17 protein-coding genes and 1 riboswitch are annotated in these 16,625 nt (G+C 67.4%); of the genes, 7 read left to right on the forward strand and 10 right to left on the reverse strand.

Annotated elements, in window-relative coordinates; all coding sequences use genetic code 11:
• Positions 1-24: 24 nt before the first annotated feature.
• Positions 25-2,271: an LPS-assembly protein LptD gene (locus AC07TU_RS15090; protein ID WP_495188741.1), complete on the reverse strand. Its 2,247-nt coding sequence runs from the start codon at positions 2,269-2,271 to the stop codon at positions 25-27.
• Positions 2,272-2,454: 183 nt separating this feature from the next.
• Between AC07TU_RS15090 and AC07TU_RS15095 the strand changes: the two genes are divergently transcribed.
• The 4 genes from AC07TU_RS15095 (at position 2,455) to ndk (ending at position 5,202) form a co-directional block, all read left to right on the forward strand.
• A complete protein-coding gene (locus AC07TU_RS15095; RefSeq protein ID WP_495188742.1) occupies positions 2,455-3,930 on the forward strand; it encodes a leucyl aminopeptidase in 1,476 nt (491 codons plus the stop codon).
• A 39-nt stretch (positions 3,931-3,969) separates the two neighbouring features.
• On the forward strand, positions 3,970-4,410 hold the full coding sequence (locus AC07TU_RS15100; protein WP_495188743.1) for a DNA polymerase III subunit chi: 441 nt from the start codon (positions 3,970-3,972) through the stop codon (positions 4,408-4,410).
• A 30-nt stretch (positions 4,411-4,440) separates the two neighbouring features.
• On the forward strand, positions 4,441-4,686 hold the full coding sequence (locus AC07TU_RS15105; RefSeq protein WP_495188744.1) for a hypothetical protein: 246 nt from the start codon (positions 4,441-4,443) through the stop codon (positions 4,684-4,686).
• A gap of 93 nt (positions 4,687-4,779) precedes the next feature.
• On the forward strand, positions 4,780-5,202 hold the full coding sequence (ndk, locus tag AC07TU_RS15110; protein ID WP_495163091.1) for a nucleoside-diphosphate kinase: 423 nt from the start codon (positions 4,780-4,782) through the stop codon (positions 5,200-5,202).
• 69 nt (positions 5,203-5,271) lie between these two features.
• On the opposite strand, the gene AC07TU_RS15115 is transcribed toward ndk, so the two are convergent.
• The 4 genes from AC07TU_RS15115 to AC07TU_RS15130 all read right to left on the reverse strand — a co-directional run bounded on the left by AC07TU_RS15115 (position 5,272) and on the right by AC07TU_RS15130 (position 8,801).
• The gene (locus AC07TU_RS15115) at positions 5,272-5,880 is read right to left on the reverse strand and encodes a hypothetical protein (protein WP_495188745.1); all 609 of its coding nucleotides are present in this window, start codon (positions 5,878-5,880) and stop codon (positions 5,272-5,274) included.
• A 32-nt stretch (positions 5,881-5,912) separates the two neighbouring features.
• Positions 5,913-7,253, reverse strand: a complete 1,341-nt coding sequence (locus tag AC07TU_RS15120; RefSeq protein ID WP_495189022.1) for a sensor histidine kinase — start codon at positions 7,251-7,253, stop codon at positions 5,913-5,915.
• 34 nt (positions 7,254-7,287) lie between these two features.
• Complete coding sequence (locus AC07TU_RS15125; RefSeq protein WP_495188746.1) at positions 7,288-8,010, reverse strand: response regulator; 723 nt, start codon at positions 8,008-8,010, stop codon at positions 7,288-7,290.
• Positions 8,011-8,096: 86 nt separating this feature from the next.
• Positions 8,097-8,801 (reverse strand): EF-hand domain-containing protein, encoded by a 705-nt coding sequence (locus AC07TU_RS15130; protein WP_495188747.1) that lies wholly within the window; start codon positions 8,799-8,801, stop codon positions 8,097-8,099.
• Between the two features lie 220 nt (positions 8,802-9,021).
• Between AC07TU_RS15130 and AC07TU_RS15135 the strand changes: the two genes are divergently transcribed.
• Positions 9,022-10,347 carry a serpin family protein gene (locus AC07TU_RS15135; RefSeq protein ID WP_495188748.1) on the forward strand — a complete coding sequence of 442 codons (1,326 nt, stop codon included), beginning with the start codon at positions 9,022-9,024 and terminating at the stop codon, positions 10,345-10,347.
• 331 nt (positions 10,348-10,678) lie between these two features.
• On the opposite strand, the gene AC07TU_RS15140 is transcribed toward AC07TU_RS15135, so the two are convergent.
• Together AC07TU_RS15140 and AC07TU_RS15145 are read right to left on the reverse strand one after the other, a co-directional pair.
• Positions 10,679-11,446, reverse strand: a complete 768-nt coding sequence (locus tag AC07TU_RS15140) for a thioesterase family protein (RefSeq protein WP_495188749.1) — start codon at positions 11,444-11,446, stop codon at positions 10,679-10,681.
• Positions 11,443-12,984: a class I adenylate-forming enzyme family protein gene (locus AC07TU_RS15145; RefSeq protein ID WP_495188750.1), complete on the reverse strand. Its 1,542-nt coding sequence runs from the start codon at positions 12,982-12,984 to the stop codon at positions 11,443-11,445. Before AC07TU_RS15145 ends, AC07TU_RS15140 begins: the two co-directional genes overlap by 4 nt.
• A gap of 89 nt (positions 12,985-13,073) precedes the next feature.
• Here AC07TU_RS15145 and AC07TU_RS15150 point away from each other — a divergent pair, with 89 nt between their 5' ends.
• Positions 13,074-13,868, forward strand: a complete 795-nt coding sequence (locus AC07TU_RS15150; RefSeq protein WP_495188751.1) for an SDR family NAD(P)-dependent oxidoreductase — start codon at positions 13,074-13,076, stop codon at positions 13,866-13,868.
• On the opposite strand, the gene AC07TU_RS15155 is transcribed toward AC07TU_RS15150, so the two are convergent.
• Positions 13,865-14,497, reverse strand: coding sequence for a LysE family translocator (locus AC07TU_RS15155; RefSeq protein ID WP_495188752.1), 633 nt, complete (start codon positions 14,495-14,497; stop codon positions 13,865-13,867). The two genes, AC07TU_RS15150 and AC07TU_RS15155, sit on opposite strands and share 4 nt — an antisense overlap.
• A gap of 18 nt (positions 14,498-14,515) precedes the next feature.
• Positions 14,516-14,597: riboswitch (ZMP/ZTP riboswitch) on the reverse strand.
• 178 nt (positions 14,598-14,775) lie between these two features.
• Here AC07TU_RS15155 and AC07TU_RS15160 point away from each other — a divergent pair.
• Positions 14,776-15,168, forward strand: a complete 393-nt coding sequence (locus AC07TU_RS15160; protein WP_495188753.1) for a hypothetical protein — start codon at positions 14,776-14,778, stop codon at positions 15,166-15,168.
• Here the strand turns inward: AC07TU_RS15160 and AC07TU_RS15165 are convergent.
• Together AC07TU_RS15165 and AC07TU_RS15170 are read right to left on the reverse strand one after the other, a co-directional pair.
• Entirely contained in the window at positions 15,157-15,858 is a 702-nt protein-coding gene (locus tag AC07TU_RS15165) for a DUF4336 domain-containing protein (protein ID WP_495188754.1), read from the reverse strand. The two genes, AC07TU_RS15160 and AC07TU_RS15165, sit on opposite strands and share 12 nt — an antisense overlap.
• Positions 15,859-15,907: 49 nt before the next feature.
• The gene (locus AC07TU_RS15170; protein WP_495188755.1) at positions 15,908-16,615 is read right to left on the reverse strand and encodes a glutathione binding-like protein; all 708 of its coding nucleotides are present in this window, start codon (positions 16,613-16,615) and stop codon (positions 15,908-15,910) included.
• Positions 16,616-16,625 lie beyond the last annotated feature (10 nt).

The following is a 16,625-nucleotide window of genomic DNA, read 5'->3' on the forward strand; positions in this document are numbered from 1 at the left end:
CGCCAATTGTGCCTTAACTGGGGCTTAGCGCCCCAAATTCTTGAGCGCCAGCGTCAACAGATAGCTGCTGCCGCGCCGCGCGTCGCCGGTCGTCTGATAGTCGCGCTTCCAGGTGACGCCCAGACGCAGGCAGTCATCCTCATATTCGATGCCAAGGCGATGGCGGATCGGTTCGAACCCGTCGGCGAGCGAGGTGGGGTCTTCCTCGGCATTGGTGAGATCGATCACCGCCGAGCCGAACATCGACCAGAAACGCGAGATCTTCACCCGCGCACCGACCCGCGCCTCTTCGCGATCCTGCAGATCCTCGAGGGCGAAATCGACATTCCGGTTGAGCCGGAGGTAGCCGATTGTCGCGAACGTATCGCGCGAGCCGATCGTGGCGTCGATCTCGTTGCGGCGGATGGCGAGATTGTCCTTGTCGAGCCGGTAGCGGTGCGTGAAGGTCAGGAAGTCCTTGTAGCGCACCACCGTCCGTCCGACGATGTCGGAGAGCCGGTCGGTGAGGCCGGTGCCGTCGGGCAGGATCGTCGGCCGCGAATCAATGCGATAGCTCTGACCGATATTCGCCTCGATCGAGAGACCCGGCAGATACAGCGAATAGTCGAGCCCGAAGGTGAAGCGCGTCGAATCCTCGAACCGGTCGTAACCGGGAAAGCGGTTGAGCGCGAACAGGTTCGAATCCTCAAGATCGACCGAGCGCGCATCTTCGTTCGGGATGTCGAAATTCTCGATCCGCGGCGCCGCGACGACCTGGAACCGCGGGGTGATCAACTGCGTGCCGCCGAACGCCTCGCCGATCAGCGGCCATTTCATGTCGATGGCGAGCGCGCCGATCGCGCGGCCGCGGAATCCCTCCAGCCCGCGATAGCTGATCTGGCTGGTCGCACCGACTTCATCGGTGTTGTAGAGATCGCCGCGGCCATAGGCAGTCAGCGTGATCTCCTGCCCCCAGGCGGTCAGCTTGCGCAGATCGTAGCGCAGCGAGGCGAAGGCGCGTTGCGTATCCTGTCCGCTCGCGCGGCCGATCGCGAGGCTGTTGAGCTGAAGCTCGAACCGCCCGCCTTCGATCAGCGACTGGCCGAAGCGCAGGCGATAGTCGATTTCGGGCAGGGCGATCGGCTGAAGCCCCTGGCTTTCGGTCGGGCGCAGCGTCTGGACCGCCCAGCCGTTGATGCTGAGCAGTGAGTTGCGGTCGATCCGCTCCACCCGGATATTGTTGCGAAGCCGGTCGTCACTGGAGATGTCGTAGCGGCGCAGGAAGGTGCGATCGCTGGCGATCCGCATCGACCCGCTGACGCTCCAGTTGGGATCCAGCTGGAAGCGCGCCGTCCCGTCGATATAACCGCGAAAGGCATATTCGCTCGACACGGTGGGCGTGGGCGAGACGAAATCGTCGCTGCGGCGGCTATAGGTGGCGTATCCGGTGACGCGGAACGCGCCGTTGCCGGTGAGCTGGCGATATTCTCCCTGCAGCATCGGCAGCGCATTGGTGAAGATATGCGGCGTGACGGTGACGTCGCGATCGGGACCGAGCGTGAAATAATAGGGCAGGGCGACTTCGAAGCCGTTCACCGCGTCGAGGCGGATCGCGGGGGCGAGCAGGCCGCTGGCGTTGCCCGCGCCGATCGAGTGGCTGAACGCCGGAAGCGGCAGCGTCGCGAAGCCGAACAGTGCGACGCGCGCGCCCTGATAGCGCATCCGGTGCCGCGTGGGATCGTAGACGACCTTTACCGCCGTGATCTTCCACGAGGGTTCCTTGGGGCAATTGCCCGCATCGACCACCGCACAGGGCGTATAGGCGGCGCGATCGACGCTGATCACCCCGTTCGCGTCGCGCGTGCCGCGTTCGGCGGCAAGTCGCCCGCCCTGCTCGAGCACGACGAGCATGTTGTCGATCGCGCCGTCCTTGAGCGAATCGGTCAGATCGATTTTGTCGCCATAGGCGGTGTCGCCTTCGGGATTGGTGACCGCGATGCTGCCGGTGGCGACGACCTGCCCGGTCTTGCGGTTCCACACCACCTTGTCCGCGCGCAGCCGGTTGCCGTCGCGGAACATGCGCACGTCGCCGCTGACCGTGACGACATCGCCCTCCGAATCATATTCGGCGAGATCGGCGGAGAACTGGATCTGATCAGGATCGGTGGGGAGCGCGGTTTCGGAGGGCGGCGGCGGTTCGGCCGGCCGGTCCTGCAGATCCTGCGCCGAGGCGGGCACACAGCACAGCGCGATCGGCAGAATCCCGGCGAGAAGCAGAGCCTTGCGCGTCACGTCCGAACCATATCCCTTCAACGCCGACCCGGCACCCGCGCCCGTTGCGCGCTTACCCGCCAACCCTATTGCACCGCACGCCCGGCTTCGCAATCGCTTGCACCCGAGGGCCTTTGCCGTTCGCCGCGCACTGGCCTAGAGAGAACGCAAATCGCAACAAGATCCACAGGAACAGGAAGCTTCATGCGCGTAACATTTTCCGCCGCCCGCCCAGCCGATGCGGGCGTCGTTGCCCTGCCGGTCGAGAAGGACGGCATCGACCGTATTCCGGCGGGTGTGCTGGATGACGCCACGCTGGCGCTTGCGCGTGGCGCGGCCAAGGCCGGCCGGTTCGAGGGCGAAGCAGGCGGGATCGTCGAGATCTTCGTGCCGGGTTCGGATGGCGCGAACCGCGTGGTGCTGCTGGGCGTCGGTTCGGGCAGCGAGGCGGATTATGAGCGCGCGGGCGGCGCGCTGACCGCGCGCTACCTGACGTCGGGCGTCACCGCGATTGCGGTCGATCTGGCGAGCCTGGGCGGCACGCCCTCGGCACGCGCGGCCGCACGTCTCGCCGCCGCGGCGGTGCAGCGCGGCTGGCGCCACGACGTCTATCGCACACGCCTGACCGACAAGCAGAAGCCGACGCTGGAGGCGATCATCGTCGCCGGGGCCACGGAAGGCACCGAGGCGGCCTATGCCGATCAGGCCGCGGTCACCGGCGGGCTCGACCTGACCCGCGGCCTTGTCTCCGATCCCCCCAACATCGTCTATCCCGAGAGCTTCGTGGAGCGCTGCCGCCACCTCGCCGAGCTGGGCGTCGAGATCGAGGTGCTCGATCGCGCCGCGATGGAGAAGCTGGGCATGGGGGCGCTGCTCGGCGTGGCGCAGGGGTCGGTGCGCGAGGCGCGGCTGCTGGCGATGCGCTGGAACGGCAAGGGCGACGGTGACGTCGACCTCGCGCTGGTCGGCAAGGGCGTGACCTTCGACACCGGCGGCATCTCGATCAAGCCGGCCGCGGGCATGGAAGACATGAAGTGGGACATGGGCGGTGCCGGGGCCGTCGCGGGCGCGATGAAGGCGCTCGCCACCCGCAAGGCGAAGGCGAACGTCATCGGCGTGTGCGGGCTGGTCGAGAACATGCCCGACGGCAATGCCCAGCGCCCGGGCGACATCGTGACCTCGATGTCGGGCCAGACGATCGAGGTGATCAACACCGACGCCGAAGGCCGTCTGGTGCTCTGCGACGCGATCACCTGGGTCCAGAAGGTGCATGCGCCCAAGACCATCGTCGACCTGGCGACGCTGACCGGCGCGATGATCATCAGCCTGGGCAGCGAGCATGGCGGCCTGTTCGCCAATGACGACGGTCTGGCCGATGAGCTGCTGGCCGCGGGCCGCGCGACCGGCGACCTGCTGTGGCGCTTTCCGCTCGGCGACGCGTACAACAAGCTGATCGACAGCCCGATCGCCGACATGAAGAATGTCGGCCCGCGCGGCGCCGGATCGATCACCGCGGCGCAGTTCATCCAGCGCTTCGTCGATGAAGGCGTACGCTGGGCGCATCTCGACATTGCGGGCATGGTGTGGGCAGACAAGCCGGGCAGCACCTATGACAAGGGCGCGACCGGTTACGGCGTGCGCCTGCTCGACCGCTTCGTCCGCGACAATTTCGAGGGCTGACCCACCCCTCCCGCTCGCGGGAGGGATCTGGAGAAACTAATGCAGGTCGACTTCTACCATCTCACCGTGACGCCGCTGGAGCGGGCGCTCCCCGGCATCGCGGTGAAGGTGGTGGAGAGCGGCCAGCGGCTGCTGATCGTCTCGGCTGACGAACATCAGCGCCAGCGGATCGATGGCTCGCTCTGGACCTGGCAGGTCGAGAGCTTCCTGCCCCATGCGCAGGCTGGGGCGGGGGACGACAAGGTCCAGCCGGTGCTGATCGCAGGCGAGGTGGCACCGGCCAATGGCGCGCGCTTCGTCGCGCTGATCGACGGCGAGTGGCGCGACGCGGCACTGGAGTTCGATCGGGCGTTTCACTTCTTCGGTGAGGACAGCATCGGCGCGGCGCGTGCGGCGTGGAAGGGGCTGGCCGACCGCGAGGGCGTCGAGCGGCGCTACTGGAAGCAGGACGAGAATGGCCGCTGGGGGCAGGCGGCTTAGATTGTTCTCCTTGGAGGCTTTGCAGCGAGCATGGCGAATATCAGCGACGCGGTTGTTCAGGTCGAGAAGGCCATCAATGCGCAAGAGCGGCTTGGCAAAGGTCCGTTTTCTGTCGGAGTTCTCAGGAACGTGCTTGGCGAGCTAAATCGCATGGAGAACTCGGCCGAGTTCGAACCGTCTTACCCGCGCTTCCTGCTCGATTGGGAAGATTCATCGGGACCACTGGGAAGGTTGCTTAGCGAACTCGCGTACAATCGCCAGCGCTCCATCAAGTGAGGGCGGTAGGAACAGCCTCCCCCTTGCCACCGCCGTCTTGCCCGACTAGAGCGCCGCGCAATCCCCACCCCTAATAACAGGAGCCGCACGGCCATGGCCGCGAACCGGACCTTTTCGATCATCAAGCCCGATGCCACCCGCCGCAATCTGACCGGTGCGGTCACCAAGATGCTGGAGGAAGCGGGCCTTCGCGTCGTCGCTTCGAAGCGCATCCAGATGAGCCGCGAGCAGGCCGAGGGCTTCTACGGCGTCCACCGCGAGCGCCCCTTCTTCAACGACCTGGTCGAGTTCATGATCTCGGGCCCGGTGGTCGTGCAGGTGCTGGAAGGCGAGAACGCCGTGCAGCGCAACCGCGACATCATGGGCGCGACCAACCCGGCGAACGCCGATGCCGGCACGATCCGCAAGGAGCTGGCCGAATCGATCGAGGCGAACTCGGTGCACGGTTCGGACTCGGACGAGAATGCGGCGATCGAGATCGCGTTCTTCTTCAAGCCGGAAGAAATCGTCGGCTGATTTCGGGCTTCGGCCTGAAGAACAAGGACAGGCCTCTCCCCGCGCGGGAGGGGCCTTTTCTTTTGCCGCCTAGCGCGCGCTGAGCCGAGCCGCTTCCTGCGCCCATAGCGCATCGATCCGCGCCTGATCGCCGCCGCGTTCGCGGATGCGCGCCGCCTCGATGCGGAGCTCCCGCCCGGCGAGCATGCGGCCGCTGGTGCGCCATACCAGCTCGACGATCGCGCGGTCCTGCCTGGTCGCGTCGCCTGCGCGGTAGCTGACCGTCACCAGCACCGGCAGCCGCCCCTCGCGCTCATCCGCCCCCTTGTCGGTCGCGGCCAGCACTGCGCCGCTGAACCAGCCCGATTCGATCCGCGGCAGCACTGGCGCCTGCGCGCCGACGCCCAGGGATTTGGGGAAGGCGACCGCGGTGTCGAGGATCTCGTGGACGGGATCGCTGAGCGCCGCCTGTTTGCCGCCGTCGCTTACCGCGGCACGCAGATCGAGCCGGGTCTCGGCGGCGGCAGCCTTGGACGCGGCGTTCGCCTTCTGGCTCGCCTCGTCGCGCTTGTCGGCCCAGCTCACCCAAAGCGATACGCCGGCGATGATCACGCCCGCCACCGCGACCAGCTCGCCGATCGTCAGCCAGCGGCGGCGGATCGCGCGGGCTTCGGCCTTTTCCGCAGGAGTTTCGTTCATGACCCGCTGCATATCGTCCGGTGCGGGCGGAGTCACCGCCGCGGCAGCGTGATTGTGGCGGAGAGGCCGCCGCCCTCGCGGTTGGCGAGCGCGATATCGCCGCCCGCCTCGCGCACGATCGCGCGGGCGAGGGTGAGGCCGAGGCCGACGCCGCCCGTGGTGCGGTTGCGCGAGGGGTCGAGCCGGGTGAAGGGATCGAACACCGCGGCGAGCTGCTCCGCGGGGATGCCGGGACCGCGATCGGCGACCTCGATCCGCACCTGCGCAGGATCGGAGGACAGCAGCACCTCGCCGCCACCGCCATATTTGACCGCGTTCTCGATCAGGTTGCGGACGGCGCGGCGCATCAGCGCGGGGCGCAGGCGGACGATGAGGCGCTGACCGTCCTGATAGTCGACGGCGTGGCCCAGCTCGCGGAAATCGTCGACCACCGCGTCGATCAGCGCCGAGAGATCGGTCTCGGTCGGCGGTTCGCTGGGGCGGCCGAGGCGGGCGAGGCTGAGGATATCGTCGAGCGTGCGGTTCATCTCGTCGATCGTGTCGGCCATCCGCGCGCGGTCTTCCTCGTCCTCGACCGATTCGATGCGGACGCGCAGCGCGGCGAGCGGCGTGCGCAGGTCATGGCCGATCGCGCCGAGCATCTGGTCCTTCTCGTCCAGCATCGCGGTGACGCGGCGGCTCATCAGATTATAGGCGGCGATCACCGCGCGCACGTCGCCGGGGCCGCGTTCCTCGATCGGGTCGCCGGGTGCGGCGGGGTGGAACTCGCGCGCGGCGCTGGCGAGCTTGCGCAGCGGGCGCGCGACGCGGTGGCCGACCCACAGTACGGGGATCAGCACGATCGCATAGATGATCAGCGTCTGTGCGATCAGCCGCCAGATCACGTCGCGGTCGTTGCGCGGCCAGCCGGAGGTGAGCACCAGCCAGCCCTTGCCGGGCAGCTCGACCGCGACGGTGAGTTCGCTGCCCCAGCGCTTGATCCGCTCGGCGCGCAGTGCGTTCATCCGGGCGAAGCGGGGGTCGGTGGGCGAGATCGGCTTCACGCCGGTGACGATCTGGCCGATCGCGATATTGGATTCGCGCATTGCCTGGCGAATGCCGTCCTCGACATCGATGCGGCGCGGAAGGCCTGGCGGGATCGGGTTGGCGGCCTCGAGCCGGAGTCGTCCGCGACGACCGTCGGGCGCTTCGCGGAACCGGCCGTCGCGGATCCGCTCGGCGCCGTCGACGACGCGGGTGATGGTCGGCGCGGTGATCTGTTCGAACCGGGTGGCACGCCGCTCGCGCAGGATCAGGCCGAAGTTGATCGCCTGTGCCACGAACAGTGCGAGCGCGACGAGCAGCGCGATCTGGCCGGTCAGGCTGCGCGGCATCAGGCGGTTGAGGAAGCGAGTCACAGCCAGCAGCTCATAGGCGGGTGACGTCGCTCGCCAGCGTGTAGCCGCCGCCCCATACGGTCTTGATGAGGGTGGGGGTCTTCGCGTCCGGCTCGATCTTCTTGCGCAGGCGGCTGACCTGATTGTCGATCGCGCGGTCGAAGGCGGCGGCCTCGCGGCCCTGGGTCAGGTCGAGCAGCTGGTCGCGGGTCAGCACCGCACGCGGGCGCATCACCAGCGCGAGCAGGAGATTATACTCACCGGTCGAGAGCGGCACCGACACGCCTTCGCGATCCACCAGCGCGCGCTCGCCGGTCTTGAGCACCCATCCGGAAAAGGCGAAGCTGCCGCTTTCGGGCGCGTGCTGGCGCGTGCCGCCCGCCTGCATGCGGCGCAGCACCACCTTGATCCGCGCGGCGAGCTCGCGCGGTGAGAACGGCTTCACGACATAATCGTCGGCGCCCATCTCGAGCCCGACGATCCGGTCGGTCTCCTCGCTCTTCGCCGTGAGCAGGATCACCGGCGTGTCGCCGGTCGCGCGAATATGGCGGCAGAGGCTAAGGCCGTCCTCGCCCGGCATCATAATGTCGAGCACCACCAGATCGATCGCATAGGCCGACAGCCGCGCACGCGCCGCTTCGGCATCGGCGACCTGGGTCACGCGGAAATTCTGCTTGGTCAGATACTGCGCCAGCGGCTCGCGGATCGATCGCTCGTCATCGACGAGCAGCAAATGCGGAATCTCGGCAGTCATCTCCCCCGGCGTAGCAGATTCGTCGAGCACGGGAAGTGCCGGGCGGGCGGCACGGAGGAGGTCGTAAAGCCCGCCCGGCATCGCCGTCACTCGCCCTGAGGGGTGTCAGGGGTGGCCGGCGTCATGCCGCGCTTGCGGCGCGGCTGAGGCATCTCCGATTGGTCGATCTTGCCGTCCTTGTTCGCATCCATCGCGGCGAAGCGCGCGGCATTCTGCGCGTCGAACTCGGCACGGGTGATCACGCCGTCGCCATTGGCATCGGCCTTCATCCCATGGCCGATGGAGCGCAGGCCGCCCCGGCGTGCGCCTTCCTCGCCGCCGCGGCCGCGCTTCCACTTGCCCATGCCCTTGCCGCGCTCGTCGGCGCCGATCGTGCCGTCGCCATTGGCGTCCATCCGCACGAAGCGGGCCTCGGCTGCAGCACGGTTCTCGGCCCTGCTGATCATGCCGTCGCCATTGGTGTCGATCCGGCCGAGCATCCGGCCTTCCATTCCGGCGCCCATCCGTCCGCCACGGCCGCCACCGGGCATGAAGTCGGCCATCTCGCCGCCCTTGCGGTCGGCCATGGCGGCGCGCGCGGCCTCGGCACCGGCCTTGCGCTCGGCGGCGTCGAGCTGGCCGTCCTTGTTGGTGTCCATGCGATCGAAGCGCGCATCAGCGCGCGCGAGCATCTCGGCCTTGGTGACCGGCTTCTTGGGCGCGGCGTCGGCTGGCGTCCCGGTCTGCATCGCAATCGCGACACCGGCGGCCAGCATCGCGCCGATCGCGGTTGCTGTCAGAATAGTCTTCATCGGGGCAGGCTCCTGTCGGGGCGGCAAGGGGGTGCCGCGGTGGTGCCCTTCTGAACGCCCGCTGTCGCAGCGCTATGTCAGCGCGGGGACAAAGTGTCGCAATTTGTATCGGGAGATAAGGCGCGAGCGGCGTACGCTATCGGCTGAGCGCGCTGCGCAATTTACGGAGCGCTAGGAAGTTTGCGCGAAGGTCCCGCCAAAGGCGGCGTGGGAGCGCGGAATGTCGTACCGGAAGATCGCAGAAACGATCGCCATTGCGGCGGCGATCATGGCGGCGCCCGCTTTCTGTCAGGAAGCGGATGTGCCGCGAGACGAGCCGATTCGTCCCATAGCGGCCGTGATCGGCGCGGACGCGAAAGCAGCGGTCGCGGGGATCAATGCGTTCTCGATCGACCTGTACCGGCGCACGCTGACCGCCGATGAGAATCATTTCCTGTCGCCGGCCAGCGTCTCGGTCGCCGTCGGTCTGGCCTATCGCGGTGCGCGCGGCACGACGGCGGCGGAGCTTGAGAAGACCTTCCATTTCGGAAAGCCGCCGCGCGACTATCTGCGCGTCAACGGGCAGCTGCTCGAGACGATGAGCTTCGGCGGGCCGCGCCGCGAGCTGCGCACGGCAAATGCCGTCTGGCTGCAGGACGGGATGCCGCTGCTCCCGGACTATGAGCAGGACCTGGTCGCCTTCGCCAAGGCGGGACTGCAACGCGTGAACTTTCGCGGAGACACGGATGCGGCACGGCTGAAGGTCAATGGCTGGGTCGCGGAACGCACGCGGGACAGGATCAAGGACCTGTTGCAGCCGGGCGATGTCAGTGACAGCACCCGCGCTGTCCTCGTCAACGCCATCTACTGGAAGGGGGGCTGGGCCAGCGCCTTCGACAGGAAGCAGACGAAGCCGGAACCCTTCAACCTGCTGGATGGCGGTCAGGTGACCGCGTCGCTCATGTCCCAGCGATCGGACTTTCAGGTCATCGAGCGCGGCGGCACCAAGGCGATTGCGCTGCCCTATGTGGGGAATGAGGTCGAGATGGTGGTGCTTCTGCCAAGCTCGGCGAAGGGCCTGCCGAAACTCGAAGAGAAGCTCACGGCAGGCAATCTTGCCGACTGGCTGGGTGACCTCGCCAAGGCCCCGCAGCGCGAGACTATCCTGACCATGCCCAGGATGCATCTCGAATGGCGGGCCGACCTCAAGGAACTGCTCAAGGCGATGGGAGCGCCAACCGCATTTTCGAAGAAGGCCGATTTCCTGGGGATCGCCGCATTTCCCTATCCCGGCGAGAATCCTCTCGCGGTTGGGCTGAACATCGAGCACGTCATTCACAAGACCTATCTCGATGTCGACGAGACCGGTTCGGAGGCTGCGGCGGCGACGGCGGTTGTCATGGACATCATCGTCAGCGGCCTCCGGCGGGCACCGCCGCCGCCGCCCCCGTTCGTCTTCCGGGCGGACAAACCGTTCCTGTTTCTGCTGCGCGACCGGCGGACCGGGCTGATCCTGTTCATGGGGCGCTATGTAAAGCCTCAAGCGGAAGCTGCGCCCGCCGACTAGGGGCTGAATTCCCGGTGAGCGAGGGGAACGGGCGCCCGTTGGGCGGGGGCGGTCGTGCGCCCGGGATTACATCCGTACGAACCGGTAGATGGAATAGGTGAGGAACCCTGCGATCAGGATCGCGGCTACCGCCACGACGGTCTGGCGTCCGGCGTCGCTCAACGGCGGGAAGTATTCAGACAACAGCCTGAAGATGGTCATACCCAGCATGAGGCCCGGAAAGACTGCCCACCACGGCCAGCGCCGGGCTCGTGAACTTTCCGGTCGATCGCTCATGCAACTAGGCTAGAGGCCACGCGTCAGTGTCCGCAAGAGGGGGGCTCGCGGCCGTTCAGCCGAAGATGGCCACCCCCTGCATCCCCTCCGCCACGCGCGCGCCATCGGCGTTCGACATCCGCATCGACTGGCTGGAATAGCCGTCGCGGGCGCGGTCGGTCTCCGCTTCGAGCAGCCACCAGCCATCGCGCGTCGTGGCGCGGGGCAGGAGGATGTTGACGATCCAGGTGAGCGAGGAGAGCGGGGTCATCTTCTGGAACAGCTTGAACGCCGCGGGGGGCAGGGCGTCGCCCATCGCCATCAGCTCGACCTCCGGGTCCAGTCCTTCGCGATCGATCAGCCGGCCCCAGCGCAGCCATTCGGTGGCGCCGGGCGCCTTCAGGTCGAAGAAGTTGAAGTTGCCGGTGAAGAACTCCGCCGGGCCGGTGTAGAGCGGCGCATCTGCGGGTGGCGGGCGGTGGTCCGAGGGGGCCGTCACGTCATGGTCGATCGCCGACTGGAGCTGCGCCATGAAGACGAAGGTCGTGCGCAGGCCGAGGCCCGCTTCGGACACGATGTCGGCCTGAATGAAGGCGGCGTTGCGGCCGCGGCGCAGCTTGGTCGCGCTCACCGTTACGGGGCCTGAGAGCGGACCGATAAAGGCGACCTGCGCCGAGCGGAGCGGGGGCAGGTCCGGCTCGATCTGCTTCGCCGCAGCGAGCGCGAGTGCGGTCGAGAGCCCGCCATAGGCAGTGCGCCCCTGAAGCCAGTTGGGCGGGATCTCGGTGGCGAAGCCGGTTTCGCTGCGCTGTGCCTGCGCCAGAAGGGCGGGGAGCGAGGTCATGCCGGGAGCGCTTCCAGATAGCGGTCGCGCAGTTCGCGCTTGAGCACCTTGCCGATCGCGCTGCGCGGCAGTTCGTCGATCGGGAGCAGCGCGGCGAGCCGCTGGGTTTTGCCGAGCACGGCGTTGATCGTTGCCAGCACTTCGGCGGCGGGAGTTTCGCCGGCGGGGACGTAGAAGCCGACCGGGGTCTCTCCCCATTGTTCCGACGGCACCCCGACCACCGCGCAATCGCGTACCGCGGGATGCTTGGCTAATTCGGCTTCGAGGTCGCTCGGGTAGATGTTGAACCCGCCCGAGATGATCAGGTCCTTCTTGCGGTCCATCAGGGTAAGGAAGCCCTCCGCGTCGAACCGGCCGACATCGCCATGGCGGATATAGCGATTGCCCTCGGCATCGAACCATTCGGCGTCGGCGCTGGCCTGTTTGCGGCCATGATAGCCGCTCATCATCGCCGGGCTGCGGCCGACCACTTCGCCCATCTCGCCCTGCGGGACCTCGCGCCCTTCGTCGTCGATCAGGCGGATGTCGTGGCCGGGGACGGGCATGCCGACGGTGTGGAGCTTGTTCGGGAACATGTTGCACATCAGCACGCAGGTGCCGCCGCCCTCGGTCATCCCGTAATATTCGATCAGCATGCCGGGCCAGCGCGCCAGCACATCGGCCTTGAGCGCGGGGGAGAAGGGCGCGCTGGTGCAGGTCTTGATCCGGAAGGCGGAGAGATCGAAGGCGTCGAAATCCTCGATCGCCATGATCCGCTGATACTGGACCGGGACCAGCATGGCATGGGTGCCGCGATGCTTCGCCGCCGCTTCGAGGAAGCCGCGCGCGTCGAACTTGCCGAGCAGCACCGCGGTGCCGCCCCAGCCGAGTGTCGGGATGAAGCTGACCAATGTGGTGTTCGAATAGAGCGGGGTGGCGATCATCGTCACCGCATCGCCGAACCCGGCGGCGGCATTGTGCACGATGTGCGCCCAGCGCATCGCGTGCGGTTGGACGATCCCCTTGGGCGTGCCGGTGGTGCCCGAGGAATAGATGATGTTGAACGGATCCTCGGGCGCGATCACGGCCGGGGCAGGCGTGGCCGCGTCGCCGAGCCAGGTGTCGAAGGTGACGCCCGCATCGCTCGCGTCGAGCGCGACGCGTTGTGCGGTGACCGGGCGGCTGCCGAGCGTCGCTGCGGCATCGGCGTCGAGGAAGACCAGCGTGGTGCCGCTGTCGGCGATCATCGCCGCCATCTGGTCGCCGGTGGATGAGGGGGCGACCGGAGCGGGGGCGCCGCCTGCGCGGATCGCGCCGAGGAAGAGCGCGGCATAATCGAGCCCCATCGCCCCGACGATCGCCACCGCCTGCCCGTGCTGAAGTCCATCGCGCTGGAGCGCTGCGGCGATGGCGTTCATCCGCGCGTCGAGCTGGGCATAGGTGAGGCTGGCGTCGCCCTGGATGATCGCGAGCTTGTCCCCGCGTTCGCGCGCATGGGCGGCGATCAGATCGGGCAAGGTGCCGAAGGGCTGGGACAGGATTTCGGCGGCGGTTTGCATGCTCTCTCCTCGATTCGGGTGGAGTGCTAGGCGAAACGGCCATTGGCTGCCATACGCGATCTTCGAAAATGTGACAGGGAGCGGGCGATATGGGCGTTTCGATGGACGGCATGGCCGCGATCGTGACGGGCGGCGGGACCGGGATCGGCGCGGCGGTGGTACGGCGGCTGGCGGAGCGCGGAGTGCGCAGCGTGATCAACTATGCCTCGAGCAAGGATGCGGGCGAGGCACTGGCGGCGGAGCTGGGCAACGGATCGATCGCGGTACAGGCCGACATCGCCGACGATGCGCAGTGCCGCGCGCTCGCGGCCGCCGCGGTCGATGCGTTCGGGCGGATCGACCTGCTGGTCAACAATTCGGGCAAGACCAAGTTCGCCAACCATGAGGATCTGGAGGCGCTCAGCGCCGACGATTTCCTCGACATCTACCGGCTCAACACCGTCGCGCCCTTTCAGATGATCCGCGCCTGTGCCCCGGCGATGCGCGAGGGGCCGGCGAGCGCGGTGGTCAACATCGCGTCGGTCGCGGGCGTGTTCGGCAACGGATCGTCGGTCGCCTATGCCGCGTCCAAGGGCGCACTGGCGACCATGACCAAGAGCCTGGCGCGGGTGCTGGCGCCGGCAATCCGGGTCAACGCGGTCGCGCCCGGCTATGTCGGCACAGGCTGGTTCAGCGAACGGATGACGCAGGAGGCGTTCGAGGCGTTCGAAAAGTTCATCGCCGGCCAGACGCCGATGCAGATGGCCGCGCATGCCGAGGATATCGCCGGGCCGGTGGTGAACCTGCTCGACCCCGCCAGCCGCGTCATCACCGGCGAGACAATGCTGCTCGACGCGGGTGCGCATCTCGACGTCGGGCTGTCGAGGCGGCCGGGCAAGGGCTAGCGCCGCGCCTCGGTCGCCATCCGCACCGCGAGCCCGGCGAGTACCGTCCCCATCAGCCAGCGCTGGACGAGCGCGAAGCCAGGGCGCTGCTGGAAGAAGCACGCGATGAAGGCCGCGCAGACGATGATCGCGGCGTTGACCGTGACGCTGGTGGCGATCTGGATCGAACCCAGCACCACGGCCTGGCCCAGCACGCTGCCCTTGGCCGGATCGATGAACTGGGGGAGAAGCGAAAGGTAGAGGACTGCGACCTTGGGGTTAAGCAGCACGGTCACCAACCCCATCGTGAAGAGCCGTCCTGGGCCGTCCTGGGGCAGTTCCCGCACCTCGAAGCTCGACCGGCCGCCGGGGCGCACGGCCTGCCATGCCAGCCACAGCAGATAGGCGGCACCGGCGATGCGGATCGCGTCGTAGGCGAAGGGCACGGCCATCAGCAGCGCGGTGAGGCCATAGGCGGCGCAGAGCATGTAGACGATGAAGCCCAGCGCGATCCCGCACAGCGAGATCAGTCCCGCCGCCCGCCCCTGGGAGATGGAACGCGAGATCAGATAGATCATGTTCGGTCCGGGCGTCAGGACCATGCCGAGCGCGATCGCAGCGAAGGCGAGGAGATTGTCGAGTTCGGGCATGCCATCCTCCGGTACAAAGAGTGATGCCCAGACGCGCGGCACAACCCGTTCGCGCTTCCCGATGGTGGCCCATCTTCAAGCGTCAGTCGCGCGGCGGTGAGGGGACGCTAGGCGGGGAAAGCGGGGCGGGTAAAGCGCAACGCTGCTAGGGTCGTCGCAAGTGCGACTTTACCGGCTCTCGTCCGCGAAGGTGCTTTTCAGCCTTTGCTCACCTCCCGCTCATGCCGCTCATCCCGACCCGTGCGAAGAGGGGCGGTATTTCCGAAGGAGGCAGAAGCATGAGCGGATCGAGCAAGACGGCCGAGATGGGCGGCAGCGGAGCCTATCGCGCGGGGGTGGGTGTGGCGGCACTGACATCGTTTCTGATCGTGTGGACCACGATCGTCCGCGACAGCGTCGACAGCGCCGGCTTCTTCCTGCTGGTCATGGCGCCGGTCGTGGGCGGATACGCCGCGCGGTTCCGGGCCGAGGGCATGGCGCGGACGATGATGGGCGTGGCGGTCATGCAGTCGGTGTGGACCCTCGCCGTCGCGACCGCACCGGTGACCGCTTTGGTGTCGGACGGTGTGTTCAAGACCTGGCTGTTCGGGGGCGGGTTCACGGTGCTTTGGCTGGTGTCCGCGGCGCTGTTCCGGGCGGCTGCCGGGCGCGATGGCGGTTCAGACCTTTAGCCAACGGAATGCGTGGGCGATTGCGGCGCGGCCGTCCTGCAGCACCGGAGCGCCGTGCGCCATCACCAGCTTGCCGGACGGCCAGGCGAGGATGCGCCGCAGCGCGACACGCGCAGCCTGCCGGTCGACCGTCGCCACGCGGAATTTTCGGGGCACCGACGGCATAGTCCCGACCATCGCGTCGAGCCGTGCCACCAGCGCGCGCCAGCCCGTGAACCATCCGGGCCGGAATTGCTGGACCAGATCGGTGAACAGCACCGAGCCGCTCCGGCGGTGGAAGAACACCACTTCGGTGGTGATGCTGTTGCCGCGCACCACCACCTGATCGATCTCCGCGGCCCATTCGGGTGGGGGCGCGTCGGCGAGGTCGACGTCGAAGGCGAGGTCCTGCCGCCGCTCGCGCAATCCCGGCGCCGCGTGCAGCATGGCGCCGGGATAGGCGTGCCGCCATTCGCCGAGGAAGCGATCGTGCAGGGTGTTGGGCGCGACCAGATGCCGGACCTCGCCCAGCGTCATCAACGCCGCCTTCAGCCCGTCGGACAGCGCGACCGGTGACCACAGCCAGAGTTCGCCGGTGCCAAGGCGGATGACGACCATGCGCGTGGGGTAGCGGAAGCCGAGCACCGCTACCTCCGGCCCATCGGTGATCCAGATATCTGGTCCGAATGCCTGAAGCGCTGCGATGCTCAACCCGCTGACTCCCTCATCGAGAGGGCCCAAAGGCCCCAGGGTCCAAACCCTACACCTTCGCCGTGCTCTCCGCCGTCTGGTTGAACAGGATCTTCTTGTCCGCGTCGGTCATCGGCGTATCGCTGGGGCGGATTTCTTCGCCCTTGGCATAGGCGCGGATCGTCGCGGGGCGGGCCTTCACGGCTTCGAACCAGCGTTTGAGGTTCGGGAAGTCGTCGATGTTCTGGCCCATCGCCTCATGCGGGACGATCCAGGGATAGATCGCCATGTCGGCGATCGAATAGTCCTCGCCGGTCACGAACGGCTTGCCCGCGAGCTGGCGGTCGAGCACGCCGTAGAGGCGGTTGGTCTCGTCGATATAGCGCTTCTGGGCGTAGGGGATCTTCTCGGGCGCATAGCGGTTGAAATGGCCGTTCTGCCCCGACATCGGGCCGAGCCCGCCCATCTGCCACATCAGCCATTCCATCTGCACGATCTTGTCGCGCTGCGCCGGGCCGAAGAACTTGCCGGTTTTGTTGGCGAGATAGGTCAGGATCGCGCCGCTTTCGAACACGCTGATCGGCTCGCCGCCATCGGCCGGATCGGTGTCGATGATCGCGGGCATGCGGTTGTTGGGTGCGATCTTGAGGAAGTCGGGCTTGAACTGGTCGCCCTGGCCGATGTTGACCGGGTGGATGGTATAAGGGAGGCCGGCTTCCTCGAGGAACAGCGTGATCTTGTGGCCGTTCGGAGTGGGCCAGTAATAGAGATCGATCATGTCGGGAAAA

Source organism: Sphingomonas sp. GW821-FHT03E12 (genome assembly GCF_059420685.1).

Bases quoted from the DNA above. Each gene is read 5' to 3' on its own strand.
- AC07TU_RS15095 (WP_495188742.1), top strand. From the start codon at position 2,455: ATGCGCGTAACATTTTCCGCCGCCCGCCCAGCCGATGCGGGCGTCGTT.
- AC07TU_RS15100 (WP_495188743.1), top strand. From the start codon at position 3,970: ATGCAGGTCGACTTCTACCATCTCACCGTGACGCCGCTGGAGCGGGCG.
- AC07TU_RS15105 (WP_495188744.1), top strand. From the start codon at position 4,441: ATGGCGAATATCAGCGACGCGGTTGTTCAGGTCGAGAAGGCCATCAAT.
- ndk (WP_495163091.1), top strand. From the start codon at position 4,780: ATGGCCGCGAACCGGACCTTTTCGATCATCAAGCCCGATGCCACCCGC.
- AC07TU_RS15115 (WP_495188745.1), bottom strand. From the start codon at position 5,880: ATGAACGAAACTCCTGCGGAAAAGGCCGAAGCCCGCGCGATCCGCCGC.
- AC07TU_RS15120 (WP_495189022.1), bottom strand. From the start codon at position 7,253: ATGCCGCGCAGCCTGACCGGCCAGATCGCGCTGCTCGTCGCGCTCGCA.
- AC07TU_RS15125 (WP_495188746.1), bottom strand. From the start codon at position 8,010: ATGACTGCCGAGATTCCGCATTTGCTGCTCGTCGATGACGAGCGATCG.
- AC07TU_RS15130 (WP_495188747.1), bottom strand. From the start codon at position 8,801: ATGAAGACTATTCTGACAGCAACCGCGATCGGCGCGATGCTGGCCGCC.
- AC07TU_RS15135 (WP_495188748.1), top strand. From the start codon at position 9,022: ATGTCGTACCGGAAGATCGCAGAAACGATCGCCATTGCGGCGGCGATC.
- AC07TU_RS15140 (WP_495188749.1), bottom strand. From the start codon at position 11,446: ATGACCTCGCTCCCCGCCCTTCTGGCGCAGGCACAGCGCAGCGAAACC.
- AC07TU_RS15145 (WP_495188750.1), bottom strand. From the start codon at position 12,984: ATGCAAACCGCCGCCGAAATCCTGTCCCAGCCCTTCGGCACCTTGCCC.
- AC07TU_RS15150 (WP_495188751.1), top strand. From the start codon at position 13,074: ATGGGCGTTTCGATGGACGGCATGGCCGCGATCGTGACGGGCGGCGGG.
- AC07TU_RS15155 (WP_495188752.1), bottom strand. From the start codon at position 14,497: ATGCCCGAACTCGACAATCTCCTCGCCTTCGCTGCGATCGCGCTCGGC.
- AC07TU_RS15160 (WP_495188753.1), top strand. From the start codon at position 14,776: ATGAGCGGATCGAGCAAGACGGCCGAGATGGGCGGCAGCGGAGCCTAT.
- AC07TU_RS15170 (WP_495188755.1), bottom strand. From the start codon at position 16,615: ATGATCGATCTCTATTACTGGCCCACTCCGAACGGCCACAAGATCACG.